The 13,731-nt window shown below is 58.8% G+C and carries 9 protein-coding genes and 3 pseudogenes; 6 read left to right on the top strand and 6 right to left on the bottom strand.

Annotation, left to right across the window (positions count from 1 at the left end; all coding sequences use genetic code 11):
• Positions 1 to 382: 382 nt before the first annotated feature.
• The 5 genes and pseudogenes from NKJ32_RS33785 to NKJ32_RS33765 all read right to left on the bottom strand — a co-directional run bounded on the left by NKJ32_RS33785 (position 383) and on the right by NKJ32_RS33765 (position 6,923).
• Entirely contained in the window at positions 383 to 2,584 is a 2,202-nt protein-coding gene (locus NKJ32_RS33785) for a xanthine dehydrogenase family protein molybdopterin-binding subunit (RefSeq protein WP_352830207.1), read from the bottom strand.
• Between the two features lie 3 nt (positions 2,585 to 2,587).
• Entirely contained in the window at positions 2,588 to 3,046 is a 459-nt protein-coding gene (locus NKJ32_RS33780; RefSeq protein WP_352641397.1) for a (2Fe-2S)-binding protein, read from the bottom strand.
• 237 nt (positions 3,047 to 3,283) lie between these two features.
• Positions 3,284 to 3,610: pseudogene (locus NKJ32_RS33775) on the bottom strand (DUF4917 family protein); the annotation flags it as partial.
• Positions 3,611 to 4,255: 645 nt separating this feature from the next.
• Entirely contained in the window at positions 4,256 to 5,671 is a 1,416-nt protein-coding gene (locus tag NKJ32_RS33770) for a mannose-1-phosphate guanylyltransferase/mannose-6-phosphate isomerase (protein ID WP_352830204.1), read from the bottom strand.
• Between the two features lie 262 nt (positions 5,672 to 5,933).
• Positions 5,934 to 6,923, bottom strand: a complete 990-nt coding sequence (locus tag NKJ32_RS33765) for a nodulation protein NodZ (RefSeq protein ID WP_352726134.1) — start codon at positions 6,921 to 6,923, stop codon at positions 5,934 to 5,936.
• A 792-nt stretch (positions 6,924 to 7,715) separates the two neighbouring features.
• Between NKJ32_RS33765 and NKJ32_RS33760 the strand changes: the two genes are divergently transcribed.
• The 3 genes and pseudogenes from NKJ32_RS33760 (at position 7,716) to gmd (ending at position 10,088) form a co-directional block, all read left to right on the top strand.
• Positions 7,716 to 8,120 carry a hypothetical protein gene (locus NKJ32_RS33760; protein WP_352830202.1) on the top strand — a complete coding sequence of 135 codons (405 nt, stop codon included), beginning with the start codon at positions 7,716 to 7,718 and terminating at the stop codon, positions 8,118 to 8,120.
• Between the two features lie 439 nt (positions 8,121 to 8,559).
• Positions 8,560 to 8,876: pseudogene (locus NKJ32_RS33755) on the top strand (nodulation factor ABC transporter ATP-binding protein NodI); the annotation flags it as partial.
• A gap of 141 nt (positions 8,877 to 9,017) precedes the next feature.
• Positions 9,018 to 10,088: a GDP-mannose 4,6-dehydratase gene (gmd, locus tag NKJ32_RS33750; RefSeq protein WP_352571700.1), complete on the top strand. Its 1,071-nt coding sequence runs from the start codon at positions 9,018 to 9,020 to the stop codon at positions 10,086 to 10,088.
• Positions 10,089 to 10,214: 126 nt separating this feature from the next.
• Here the strand turns inward: gmd and NKJ32_RS33745 are convergent.
• Positions 10,215 to 10,493 (bottom strand): annotated as a pseudogene (locus NKJ32_RS33745) (integrase core domain-containing protein); the annotation flags it as partial.
• 923 nt (positions 10,494 to 11,416) lie between these two features.
• On the opposite strand from NKJ32_RS33745, the gene NKJ32_RS33740 reads away from it, so the two are divergent.
• From NKJ32_RS33740 to NKJ32_RS33730, 3 genes are all read left to right on the top strand, one after another.
• The gene (locus NKJ32_RS33740; RefSeq protein WP_352830199.1) at positions 11,417 to 11,689 is read left to right on the top strand and encodes a hypothetical protein; all 273 of its coding nucleotides are present in this window, start codon (positions 11,417 to 11,419) and stop codon (positions 11,687 to 11,689) included.
• Positions 11,690 to 11,812: 123 nt separating this feature from the next.
• On the top strand, positions 11,813 to 12,511 hold the full coding sequence (locus NKJ32_RS33735; RefSeq protein ID WP_352830196.1) for an excalibur calcium-binding domain-containing protein: 699 nt from the start codon (positions 11,813 to 11,815) through the stop codon (positions 12,509 to 12,511).
• A 416-nt stretch (positions 12,512 to 12,927) separates the two neighbouring features.
• On the top strand, positions 12,928 to 13,731 hold an 804-nt coding region (locus tag NKJ32_RS33730; RefSeq protein WP_352830194.1), incomplete at its 3' end, for a hypothetical protein.

Here is a 13,731-nt window from a genome sequence, read left to right as displayed (position 1 = left end):
CTCCGCTAAACACGGGGGCTGCGCGGCGGACACGCCGACGTCACCGCAATGCCACGCCATTTTGCAGAACTTGACGCACACAACTTTCTCGCGCCCAGAAAGCGATAGCAGACATGCAACTAGGTGGTACAAAAGTCTCTAGCGTGACCCTTTCGAGACATTTGCGTGCGGCATTTGCGTCTCGAAAGCGGTTCTTCAGTGCTACCAGCACCAACGACCGTCTGCGGTCGTTCAGAACACGGGTTACCGTCTCTAAACCGGATATTGGACCGGGCAGCCGCCGGAAATTGATCGAATGGAGGTGATCGCCTGTCAGGAGGCGTTCAAAAATGACCTACGACCGCGATCTTCATCGCGGCCGTTTTCATGGTGTCATTCCCGGCTATGCTGACAAGTTCTTTATGATCGGCAGCTTGCGGATCGTCTTGCCCGTCGCCGCCCGTAGCGCGTTGGCGACGGCCGGGCCGATCGGCGGCACACCGGGCTCGCCAACGCCCGTGGGCGGCTCGTCGGACGGCACAATGTGCACCTCGACGCGCGGCATCTGCTCGATCCTGAGCGGCGTATAGGTGTCGTAGTTCTCTTGGTCTATGACACCGCCCGTCAGGGTCAGCTCCTCCTGGAGGATCGCGCCTAGCCCGAAGCCGATACCGCCCTCCATCTGAGCGCGGATCTGGTCAGGATTTATCGCGGTGCCGCAATCTAGCGCGCAGACGACGCGGTCGACTTTGAAATCATTTCCATCGTTGAAGGTGATCTCCACCACCTCGGCGACATAGGTCGAGAGGCTTTCATGCAGGGCCACGCCGCGGAAACGCCCTTCCGGCAGAGGCTTGTCCCAGCCTGCCTTCTCAGCAGCCAATTTCAGCACGCCGGCATGCCGTGGATGGTGACCGAGCATCGACAAGCGGAAATCGACCGGATCACGGTTCGCAGCGGCGGCGAGCTCATCGATCAGGGTTTCCATTGCATAAGCGGTGTGGGTGGAGCCTACCGAACGCCACCACAGCACTGGGATGTTCACGTCCGTCGTGGTCAGCTCGACCTTCAGGTTCGGGATCGCATAGGGCAGGTTGATGGCGCCCTCCACGGAGGTCGGATCGATGCCGTTCTCGATCATCGCCGCAAAGGGCGAACCGCCCGCGATCGATTGGCCCACGATGTGGTCATGGAGAGCGACGACATTGCCTTCCTTGTCGAGCCCCGCCTTGACTGCGTGCACATAGACCGGCCGGTACCGCCCACCCCGCATGTCGTTCTCGCGGGTCCACTGCACCTTCACCGGCTTGCCGGGTCCCAGTGCACGCGCTGTGGAAACAGCTTCGATAATGAGATCTGCGTCCGAGACCGCTCGGCGGCCGAAGCTGCCGCCGGTCTTCATCACGTGCAGCCTCACCTTGTCCGGCGTGGTGCCGCCTACTTGAGCGGCAGCCGCCTGATAAAGGTCGGGCATCTGGTGTCCGCCCCAGACGTCGATGGTGCCGTCTTCGTTGATTCGGGCGGCCGCGTTGAGTGGCTCGATCGAAGCATGGACAAGATAGGGGAATTCGTAGTGCCCTTGGATGACTTTCTCAGCACTGGCCAACGCTGCGGGAGTGTTACCGTCGTCGCGCGCGGTGGCCGCGCCCGGATCGTCTGCTGCCTTAGTGTATTCGGCCATGATCTCGGCCGTGCCGCGCCTTTCGGCCTTCTCTTCGTTCCAGGTCACCTCCACGAGATCGCGGCCCTTGAGCGCCGTCCACATGTCCCTGCCGACCACGGCAATGCCGCGCGGCGTCTGGACGACATCGACAATGCCGTCGAGTGCCTTGGCTTTGGAGGCGTCGAAGCTCTCGATCTCAGCGCCGAACTTCGGCGGATGGATCATAACGGCCGTATTGAGTCCATCCATCTTGAGGTCGATCGTGTAGGTCTGCGCGCCATTGGTCTTGCCGGCGGAATCGTAGCGCTTGAGGCTGTCCGATCCGATCTGGGCCCACTTGTCGCGCGGCTTTAGCGGCACGTCGTCGGGAACCGGCATTCCCGCTGCGGCTTCAGCCAGGTCACCGAAGCGCGCCTGCATCCCTGAGGCGTGCGACACGACCCCGGAAGCGACTGTGATCTCGCCGGCTGGCACGTCCCACCGCTGCGCCGCGGCCGCCACCAGCATGGCCCGTGCGGCAGCACCCGCCTTGCGGTAGCGCTCCCACGACGAGCTCATCGACGTGGAGCCACCGGTTCCCTGCGCGGCCCCGCCCCAGGCGAGATTGCCGTAGAGCGCGGTATTGCCATATCCGCCGACCACGTGGACCTGCGCCCAGGCGCCGTCGAGCTCTTCCATAACCAGGGTGGCGATGCCGAAATAGGAGCCTTGTCCCATCTCGAACTGCGACGAGTGGATGACGATTCGGTTCTCCGGTGTGATCTCGACATAGGTCTGGAAGGGGTTCGCCTGGACCGCTGCAGGCGTCGTTTGTGCGTTGGCGGGCGCGGCCATCATTAGCCGGTAGCCCACGGCGAGGCCCGCGGTGGTGACGGCCGTGCCGAGGAGGAACTGGCGGCGCGTGGGCCCCACGGCATTATGCTTCGGGAGAAACTGCAACATGCCTCAGGTCTCCAGCCGGTTGGCGGTCTCGTGGATGGCCGCGCGGATGCGATGATAGGTGGCGCAGCGGCAGAGATTGCCGCTCATCGCCGAATCAATATCATCGTCCGTCGGCTTCGGCGTCTCTGTCAGGAGGGCCACGGCCGACATGATCTGGCCAGACTGGCAATAGCCGCATTGAGGTACGTCGAACTCGGCCCACACGGCCTGGACCGTTTCGCCGATCTTGCCCGACACGCCCTCAATGGTGGTGATCGAGGCTCCTTCGATGTCGCCGACTGCGGTCTGGCACGAGCGCGTCGGCATGCCGTTAACGTGAACCGTGCAAGCGCCGCACTGGGCAAGGCCGCAACCGAATTTCGTTCCTGTGAGTCCGATGCTGTCACGGATCGCCCAGAGCAGCGGCATCTCTGGATCGACGTCGAGTGTTCGCGCCTCGCCATTGAGGGTAAAAGCGACCATGGCTTGCTCTCCTTGTCCTGAGCTGGCTATCTCGTTGCGCCTCCGCCCGGCTAGGAACCGGACTCTTCTTGCTGAGGCATAGCGACCACAGACTAGGATCGCGCAGCTCGAGCAACAAGCCGCTAGCTGGCGATCGCGAGATCGTGAAGTGGCTCGTGTCGAAAGGCTGGAGGCAACTGAATGTCATTTTTGGGCCGACCGGCCGGTCAGTTTCCGGCTCGATGACCTGGTTGGCAGTCATTCCGCTTCTAAGCCTAAACCCCAGACATGAACTGTACCAGCATCATAAAAGACGACATCAAGCGGCGATTTTTCGTTGCGCTGCACCGCTAGCTCGTTCGCGTGGTTCATGATCCACTGGTTATGCGCGGATGCTGGTTCACCATAGATGCCAACACAGAGCTTGCGAAACTTGCCACGCGCTATGCGGTTAAGGACGTGGTCGTCATTCGTAGCGAGCGAATGGCCGAAAATGAAGAAGCAATGGCTGGCGGTCTTCACATTCGCGGTGAACTGCTTGAAGCCTTGGTACAGGTAGGCATTGTGACGGATCTTCGCCTTCTTCTGCGCGCTGGTGGGCTGATGAAGGGCGGCTTAGGGTCATGATTTCCGGTTCATCGCGCTGCAATGACCGATGAGTCACAGACGCTGCATTTCGCGCTAGACCGCAGCTGCGGTATTCTCGATCATACGCTCAGCCATCCTATTCGCACCTCGTCGCCGCCGTTCGCCGCACCTATCGATCGGAGGCCTTCCAGCCTCGCGATAGCCGCGCTATGTGGCTGCACACAACCTGACGACGAAGAGGAGCAAGATTGGACATAGAAGCCGCACAAGATCGCCCTTCCCCCGTCCTTGCTCGTTTTCATGCGAAAACAATCAAACTGAGTGCTGCGGGGATAGCGAGGTCGATTTGGCCCACTTCAGAGCAAAGTCGGCCATAAGCCATTGATATAATTTTGGTGGGCCCTGAGGGTGCTTGGAAAGTCAGAAATATCAAAGGCTATTCGACAGTGGGACTGTGTTGCGTTACTATGCTCTCCGGTCTTTTCCGGTTGATTTGTCCCACCCCTGATGCCGATTGCGGTCCTTCGCCGCTGCGTTGGTCAATTCCCGATTCCACAAGCATCCGGTCCTGAGTGGGCAGACGGCCTTCCTAGTGGTAATTAGTCAGCGACACGTTGACCGTTCTCGTCATGCGGGTGAAATCTACGTTCGACCATATACGTCGTCGAAGCGAACGTTATCATCCTCGCCGAGATAATCGCCGCTCTGCACTTCAATGATCACTAGGTCAATTCTGCCTGGGTTCTCCAGCCGATGCTTATGGCCGCAGGGGATGTAGGCTGATTCGTTTGTCGCCAGGAACAACTCCTGCTCGCCATTGACGATTTTCGCGGAGCCGCTGACCACGACCCAGTGCTCCGAACGATGATAGTGCATCTGCAGGCTCAGCCGCCGACCGGGCTTCACCTCGATGCGTTTGATCTTGAAGCGCTCGCCTTCCTCAAGAACCGTGTAGGTACCCCACGGCCGGTGTACCGTGCTGTGGACCAGGTGAGCTTCATGTCCTGAAGCCTTGAGGCCCTCGAACAGCTTCTTGACGTCCTGAACGCGGTCGCGGGATGCCACAAGCAAAGCGTCCGGGGAATCGACGATCACCAGATCGCTGACACCGACCGTGCCGATGACGCGCTTGTCGGAGCTCACATAGCTGCCGGTCGTGTCGACCATATGCACATCGCCGCGTATCCTGTTCCCGCTTTCGTCGGCGGCGATCAAATCGGCCATTGCGTTCCAGGATCCGATGTCGTTCCAATCCATGTCGCAGGCAACCACGGCAAGTTTGTTCGTCTTCTCCATGACAGCGTGGTCGAGCGAGATTCGCGGGGCGGAGCCGAAATGCTCAGGCGCGAGTTCGATTTTGGCAAAGCCTTCGCCTTGACTGAAGCGGCCGTTCTCGTAGCTGTCGGAGACGGCCTGGATCACCGCGGGGCAATGCGATGCCATCTCGTCGAGCATGGTTTGTGCGCTAAAGCAGAAAATGCCGGCGTTCCAGAAGAAGCGCTTGGACGCAACATAGGCTTTGGCTGTGTCCAGATCCGGTTTTTCAACGAAACGGACGACTTTCTCACCATCCGCTTCGATATAGCCGAATGCCGTGTCCGGTCTGGTTGGGGTGATGCCCAATGTGGCGATCCGACCGAGCTTCGCATGTTCGATGGCCCGGCACATGACGTCTAAAAATGCAGGCAGGTTGCCAACCATGTGATCGGCTGGGAAGACGCATAGAATCGCGTCAGGGCCTTGCGTTGCCTTGGCATGGATGGCGGCTGCCGCAACGGCTGCGGCCGTATCCCGGCCTTCAGGCTCGAGCAGAAAGGTGCGTGGCACGACCACGGAATCTAGTTCGTCGAACTCGTCCTTGGTAAGGAAGAGGTGTTCCCCAGATGTCACGGCGACGAGTTCCACTACGCCCTTTATCGAACCGACGCGCAACACAGTGTGCTGCATCAGTGAATGCCCGTCTGCCACTTTGAGGAAAGGTTTAGGGTGCGATTGCCTTGAGGCGGGCCATAGCCGCGATCCGGCTCCGCCGCTGATGATGACGGGAACCACTTTCATATAACAACCTCGATTTCGTCTCTGGAGTGATTGCCCGCGCCCTTTCGAGCGTTAGCGTCACGATCGCCGTCGCTCTGGCTTGGTCTGCGGCCTCCGAGTAACAGCGAAGTTCTGGCGCGTTGCCGAACGGCCTCAGATGAGGCCGAACGGCCTCAGATGACGATGCTATCGGTATCGTACGACGCTTCCATGGCCTCGATGAGAAATGGACATTCAACTATGCCTGTTGGTTGCACCCGCCGAATTGTGCAGGTGACGGGTCTTAACTGAGACCAGAGATTCTTTGGCTGTCTTCTATCAAAATCAAACGACTTGGCTCCTTCAGATCGAACTCAATTACGCGTGGTACGAAAAGGCGTGCATATCGTGTAAAGGCGCTCGTCGGAGGAAACCGAATTACAGTATCGCAGCGCCCGAGAAGATACATCTCAACGAGGGCGGAAATTGCGCCGTCCATCCCAAGTGCTGCAGTGTGTAAGGGGCCGTCTTGATCGGATCGGAAATGCTTGGGGACGGTGAGAAGATCGGGAAACCTGGCCGACAGGTGATCCAGGATTTGCGCGCTGTCCGTGCACAAGAACAGCCGCACAGGCTTGGGGTGCGGTAACGCTTTAGCCTTATCAACCGCAGTGCACACTTGTCGAACGGCGAACTCCGGATCGGCCCAGTAGGGCGCATGGTCCATGATGTCTTCACCGTTACCATGTCGAACATGAACCCCGATGATGCTGTGCCCCTCAAAACATTCTTGGTAAATGGCATCTATGCGTGTTTGAATTTCAGACCGAGGCTTGACACTCTGGAAGACCTGCCGCTCGGCATCCTCATCGCAGCGCCACATCAAGCAAGCGTCACACACTACTGTGTTCGCTTCGACATCGTGTTCGGCCTGAAAGAGCTCGCCCAACTCGTCGCGCTCTTGGAAAATCTGCTCATCTGGGCGGTAAAGGCAGTCGATCGCTGGCCTATTCCACCACTCCGGGAAGAATGGACCCGGGAAGGAAAAGTCGTTGATCCGGTCGTCGCAAATAGCCGGTACGCCAGCGATGTCATTGATCGGTTGGAAGAACACCGGAAAGGCATTTGCGAAGGGTTGGTCGAGATAGCAGGACCCGCGCCAGTCGACGGCTAGCGTTCGTCCCGACCGCTGAGCGTAGCGCCAAGCGGCCGCCAGCGACCACAGACAATCACCGAACCCCGTACGCCTCTGAGAGACGACGAACCTGCGCTTTACCAATCCACTGACCTGCATTTTCGGAAATCTCGTTTCAGAGACGAGGTTGCATCTGGCTTGGGATCTCTTAATCGATACTAGTCGACCGTTACGCCGGGCGATTTGGAGGCTGCGCGTGGGGCAGAAGAGCTCCCTCAGCACTGCCTATCCTTATCTCTGTGACGCTCGCAAATCTTGACGCCGGGTACACTCGCTTCCGGTTTAAATTCAGCGTTCTCTAATGCGCCCGGCGACATGTGTAAAATTGATTGCGTGAATGTGGCCCATCCATGTGATGGATACTAAGGCGTTCCTTGACCATGAGCCTCTGCTGACGTGGGGCCGCGCTTTGCTAAGCGAAACAGCCGGTCGAGGCAGTCCACAAAGTCCCTTTTTCAAGTCCAATTCTTAACTGCCTCAACGTAACATGTCATTTGCGGGCGTTTCCTGAAGGACGGATGTGCAGGACCCGCCAGCCCGAATGTCAGGCGCAGGCCATCCACGTCATTTATGGCCATCATGGCGTCCGCTCCCATCGAAAGATGCGACACGGCGCCCTCTGACGCTTTCAAGTGCGCCAACATGGCGCAACTCCTGCCGGATAGCTTTCGAGCCGGCTGGACTGAGCGACTGGCACGCGATGCTGTGCGACGATGGCCGAGAGAGGATTTTTGGCGTCTGCAGCCATGTGGAGGATCGTTCCGACGGTTCTGCGGGTTCTCGGTGTCAGAGCCGACACCTGTGCGAACCCGCTCTCGTCCGTTTTCGACAGGCCCTTGAGGTTCATGACCCTGTTGTTCGCCGAGATCCCCCGCCAGTTCAGCGATCCAGGTGAAGATCGGCACGCCTGTCGATGCGGCGATCATCGCCTCGGCCAGCGAAGATGATGAAGAGGGCCATTGGGTCAAGTACAAGCGCCGACCAGCGTTTCATTGCTTCAAAGCCCATTTCGGTGCCTACGCCGATACGGCCCTTGTCGAGGAGATCGCCGTCACGGCGCCCACACCGAGGACGGCAACGCCGTTCCTGATGCTCTGCCCGACAATCCCGGCGAAGTGTTTGCCGACGACGCCTACCGAGGCAATCATCTCGGCGACGCGGTGCGCGCCAAGGGTGGAAGGCCGCGCATCGTCGCAACCGCTATGTGGGGGCGCGACGAGGCCGAAAGCTCGACGCCTGGAACCAACCGATCCACGGAATTTGTACTCGGATCGAGAAGATCTTCGGCACCTGTAGCCGGATGCGATGGCGAGGGCTGGCAAAGGCGGCCGTTCAAATTCGCCGCACTGCGATCGCCTACAGTATGAAACACAGTTTGATGTTCGCCTCGTCCCGCCCATCGTTGAAGCCCAGCCACCGTTTTCGGGCTAGCGCGCCCGAAATTTCTTGGAGGTCGATACGTAATGCCCTATCCGGCTTTTCGCCGCCGTCTCAGATGTGCGGTTCGCCCGAAGCCCCCGACTGCCACGAACTTTGTCTTCGCGCGGAGCGAAACCTCGCGCCCACGACTTTGTGCCGCCGATGGTGCCGCGCTGCCCTGTCAAACAATCCATTTTATGGATGCACCTCATCCAAACAATCGATTTCACTGATCAAAACAATTTCCATTAGAAGATGCTGAAGCAGGCAAAGATTACTTGGTCAGCGCAAAAGAGGGATGTTGGAGTTCTAGTGTGGCTTGGACCCACATGCTCGCCATTTTATCTGGGAACGGCTACGTGCCCTGCTGGCGCAGGGCAATACGATTCTACTGGCCACCAACTTCGTGGAAGAAGCGGAGCGGCTATGCAATCGACTGTGCGTGCTTGAGAACGGATGTAGAATCCCAGAAGGGCGTCCTAACTCGCTGATTGATGAGCAAATCGGGTGCGACGTGATTGAAATCTATATCGCTCACCCCGTGAGCTGAGTTCGGCACTCAGGCCGCATGTGCGACTTAGGCAGGTTAGCGGCGAGACTCTGTTTTGCTATGCCTCCAAGCAGGAGCAGGTGTGCTCGCTGGCTGACACTGTCAATGACGAGCTCCGCGCCGCATCTGTCGAAATCCTACCATAGGGTATGAGGCGGGCCGCAGTTTGCTGGCGGTGTGGCGAGCCAGATTCGAAACTTCAACTACCATAGAGCAGGAAGAAAATGAGCGAGAACAGGAAAGTTGCTCTGGTTACGGGCATAACGGGACAGGATGGTGCCTATCTCACGCGTCTTCTGCTGGAAAAAGGCTACATCGTTCATGGGATTAAGCGACGTTCCTCTTCCTTCAACACGGGTCGCATCGAAGACATCTACCAAGACCCGCACGATCCCGATCCGCGCCTAATTTTGCATTACGGTGACCTCACTGATGCGACTAATCTCATCCGAGTAGTTCAGGAATCCCAGCCAGACGAGATTTACAACTTGGCCGCTCAGAGCCATGTCCAGGTGTCGTTCGAAACGCCGGAATACACAGCAAACGCCGACGGTATCGGAACATTGCGACTTCTTGAGGCGATCCGCCTCCTCGGTCTGAAGGACAAGACCCGCTTCTATCAGGCCTCGACTTCAGAGCTCTACGGCCTCGTGCAATCCGTACCGCAGAACGAAACAACGCCCTTTTATCCGCGCAGCCCTTACGCCGCCGCCAAGCTCTACGCCTACTGGATCGTGGTCAACTATCGCGAGGCCTATGGTATCCATGCTTCCAACGGCATTCTCTTCAATCATGAAAGCCCACTGCGCGGCGAAACTTTTGTGACGCGCAAGATCACCCGCGCCGCCGCTGCTATCTACCTCGGCAAGCAGGACAAGCTTTATCTCGGCAATCTCGATGCTCAACGCGATTGGGGCCATGCGCGTGAGTACGTGCGTGGTATGTGGATGATGATGCAGCAGGATCAACCGGATGATTACGTGCTGGCGACGGGCAAGACGACCCCTGTCCGCCAATTCGTCGAATGGGTTTTCGAAGATGTCGGCGTCGAGCTCGAATGGCGTGGTGAGGGAGTCGACGAAAAGGGCTATGATGTCGAGACCGGCAGATGCCTAGTCCAGGTAGACCCACGCTACTTTCGCCCCACGGAAGTCGATCTTCTCCTGGGCGACGCCACCAAGGCGAAGGAGAAGCTCGGCTGGGTGCATGAAACATCCGTGCGCGAGCTTGCCGCGGAAATGGTGCGGGAAGACCTCAAGGTCATGCAGACATCGGTAATAATGAAGGAAGCATAATGTACGATCTGAAGGGAAAAGCCGTGTGTGGGTCGCGGGCCACAAGCATGGTGGGCAGCGCTGTTGTACGCCGCCTCGCGTCTGAAGACTGCAAAGTTATGGCCGCCCTGACGTTTCCCCCAAATTTTATTCAGTCGTGAGTTCGTTTCCGGGGGTGGATTTGCCCTGATGGGCGGTGGACGCGACGGGTGCTGGCGCGGAGCGTTTCACGTTGCGCAGCGCGAGCGACCGTCGCGGGTTGAAGGTCGATGCAAATTCGTTGGGTGTCTGCCCTCCGATGTGCGAGTGCGGACGCGCGCCGTTGTAATCGGCGCGCCATACATTGAGCCTCGCGCGGGCCTGGGCCAGGGACGTGAACCGCGTCTCGTTGAGGAGTTCATCGCGAAGGGGGCCGTTGAAGCTCTCGCGTTAGGGTCCTAGCCAACCTCTGACCGTGAACTCGCGGAAGCGATTTACGGCAAGCGCACACAGCAGCTCGTCCACGGCGTTCGTACATGAAGTTTGGAAACTTATAATACTGGTACACACCTCCATGGCGGAACATTATCTCCAATATCTCAGCGATTACCGGATAGCTATCTGCCTTCACCTACCTCGGCCTAGTGCAGAATCTTGGCCGAATGAACTCGGCGCTCTTGCTGCACACCAATGGTCCGTCCCGCGCGAAGTGCGATCATACCGCCGCAGCTTACCTTCAAATCCGGCACTGGCGAGGATCTAGATCCAAGCCGACGGCGCCGGGGATCAAATAAAAACCCGCCGACCGAAGCCAGCGGGCTTGATTGGGATGGCCCGCGCGGACGGTCAAGGCTGCGCCGGCCGACCATGGCGGAGGGACCACCTTGGTCAACGGCACGGCCCGATGACGGCGTGCCGATGTACCACAACATGCGGCCAGATAGAGCCTTCCGGCGTCGCGGAAAAAAGCCCGCCGGTTTTGAGCCAGCGGGCAAGTTCTGGAGTGGCTGAGATCAACCCAGCATCCAGTCAACGACCGGCGGAAGGGTTGGTTGCAGTGGATGCCGGCTAGCCGCAGCATGCTGTGAATCGTAGCAAAGTGAAAAACAAAACTCTGGACTTCTAGGTCGGACTCGCCCCACTATTTGTTTGGGGGAATTCACATGAAAATTGGAGCACTCATCGCAAGTGCAGCCCTGTGCGTCAGCGGCTGCTCTACGAGCGCTGTCGTGTCGGACAGCGATCTCACGGCAATGAATACCGTTGCGCTATGTCACGTTCTCGCCAGCAGCACGGACGAACAGTATCGTAGTCGGGTAGCGGCCCTTCTAGTGCGCAGGCGCGCAACAGCAGAGAAGTGCACCAGGCTTGTGCAAACCGACAATGCTGTCGCGACAGGCATAGCGGTCGCGGCTGTCGGCGGCGCAGCTGTGGGTGTCGCTGCCAACAACGGCTATGGAGGCGGAACATATTACCGGCCACCGCCACCACAAACCTATGGCGTCGCGTGGGACCAATTCTATGGCCAGAACTACAGCGTTATCTGGCGCTGCCGCGACCGGTCCACGGGGCGGTTCCTTGACGATTACTATTGCGCCGGCCTGCCCATGGTCGACAGCGCATGGCCGGGCTGGTCGGCGTAGCGGATGAGCAGGCCATACCGCAAATGTCGATCCAATCGGTGGCAGAGACCCACCGGTGCCAAGCTGTGGCGGCGCCAACTTGCGTGCGTGCCGGCAATGCTCGGTCTTACGGCAGCGGCGGCAGTGGCCGCCTTCCTGGCGCCGTCGGGCGCGCAACGTAGCGACGATGCATCAAAGGCCAGCCCACGAAGGGCGGCGCCCGCCTCGCTTACCGGTGTCGCTTCCGTCATTGACGGCGATACGATCGAAATCCACGGCCAGCGCGTCCGCTTCAACGGCATCGACGCGCCAGAGAGCCGGCAGCTGTGCCGCGATGCGAATGGCGCCGAGTATCCTTGCGGCCGGCGATCGGCCGGAGCGCTGGACACTTTCCTGGCCGCGTCGAGGCCGCTCGAATGCACATTCGTAACGTGGGACCGCTACCACCGCTTTGTCGGCGATTGTCGGCGCGCCGACGGCGCGGGCGTGGCCGCCTGGATGGTCGAGCACGGCCAGGCGCTGGATTGGCCTCACTACAGCCAGGGCGCCTATGCGGGGCAGCAGGCGCAAGCCCAAGCCTCAAAGATCGGCCTGTGGGCCGGGACGTTTCAGGCACCCTGGGAATGGCGCGCTGCGCACGCCGACGGCGCGGCGCCGTCGAGTCGCCCGCTGGGCATCATCAGCCGTAAGCTGGTCGCACAGAGCGGCTATTCTTGCGAGCCGCGGAGAACGTGCAAGCAGATTGGTTCCTGCGACGAAGCCAACTGGTACCTGCAAAACTGCTCATGGGGCGGAAAACTCGATCGCGACAAGGATGGGATCCCATGCGAAACACTCTGCTAGCTGAAATGTAACGGAGTAAGCGCGCTACGGCCTGTTTCGGCTTTCCGCTTACACCGATCCAACGAAGACCATGCATCGGCGGCGCGGTCTGCTAACCCCATGTTTTGACGAGGTATTCTATATCTGAAGGGCAGAAAAAGTTATTGCGACAATAGAGAGAAGACGCCTTAACCAAGACTTTCAAAATCGTTAACATAGTTATTTTTCAGTGTATGCTGACAGGCGATCAAGGCGTGATGTTGCCCTGTCGGGGGGGCGAGTAAAATGCAGACTGTGATGAGTCAAAAGCTGGCAAGCTATGGCCAGTGGACCTACCGTGGTGCCTGGGCCCTAGAGATTGCGGCCGCAGCGATTGGTCTTACGACAGGTGTAGCATTAGGCGTACAAGCGTTTCTGCAAGCGAGTCTGTCACTGCAATGGATTTGACGCTCGCCAGTGCACCCTTTCTCATGGTGGCAATCGCAGAGCTCACCAAGATACCGATAGCTACACTGCTTTTCAGCGCGTCTTGGCTCTGGAAGCCCATAATCTTGGTCTTCCTCCTGGTTCTTGCAGGCATCACTTTCGAAACTGTCTTTATGGGGATGGAGAGGGCAGGCGCATTGCGTCAGCTGCGTTATGAGGAGCTCGTAAACAAGATTGATGCCCTTGAGCAGGAAGCGACAAAGCTCGCCTCTGCTGACGAACTTGGTCGAAGAGCCGATCAGGTCGATCAAGCCCGTTCCGAAATTGAGCAGCTGACCCCTCTTGCGGAAAAATCGCGTGCGACCTTTCAGTCGCAAATTGCCGAGGCTAATGCGGAATTGGAGGGAACGACAGCCCTTACTCCAGAGGCCTCGCGTGTTCGCGATCAAGTGGATGAGAAAAACGCGGTTCGATCGGCGCTGATTCAACAGCGTGATCGCGAAGTGAAAGACGCTGTCGATCAGTTCGAGCGCCAGCGCGACAGCTTTGTTGAACGTATCAAGATGGCGCGCGATTCAGGCGACAGCGACTCGGCACGCAGGCTAGAATCGGCAGTGGCTAAACTTGCCAACCCTCGCACTAAACTTATTACCAAGTTCGACACTCAGATTGAGCCGCTTGATCAGGAGGTTGCTGCGCTGCGCGAAAATTTCGATCGTTTGCGGGCAAGCAGCCCTCCTATGACTACTGACCAGAGGCAGAAGCTTGTCGATAGGCGTTCGTCTCTGGAGCAAACGCGCGATAGTGATGCCGCG

Origin of the sequence: Mesorhizobium sp. M0159, assembly GCF_040322295.1 — a bacterium.
Lineage (GTDB): Bacteria > Pseudomonadota > Alphaproteobacteria > Rhizobiales > Rhizobiaceae > Mesorhizobium.
Note: the sequence above shows the minus strand (reverse complement) of the source record. Positions and strands in the feature narration are given on the sequence as shown.

Bases quoted from the DNA above. Each gene is read 5' to 3' on its own strand.
- NKJ32_RS33785 (WP_352830207.1), bottom strand. From the start codon at position 2,584: ATGTTGCAGTTTCTCCCGAAGCATAATGCCGTGGGGCCCACGCGCCGC.
- NKJ32_RS33780 (WP_352641397.1), bottom strand. From the start codon at position 3,046: ATGGTCGCTTTTACCCTCAATGGCGAGGCGCGAACACTCGACGTCGAT.
- NKJ32_RS33770 (WP_352830204.1), bottom strand. From the start codon at position 5,671: ATGAAAGTGGTTCCCGTCATCATCAGCGGCGGAGCCGGATCGCGGCTA.
- NKJ32_RS33765 (WP_352726134.1), bottom strand. From the start codon at position 6,923: ATGCAGGTCAGTGGATTGGTAAAGCGCAGGTTCGTCGTCTCTCAGAGG.
- gmd (WP_352571700.1), top strand. From the start codon at position 9,018: ATGAGCGAGAACAGGAAAGTTGCTCTGGTTACGGGCATAACGGGACAG.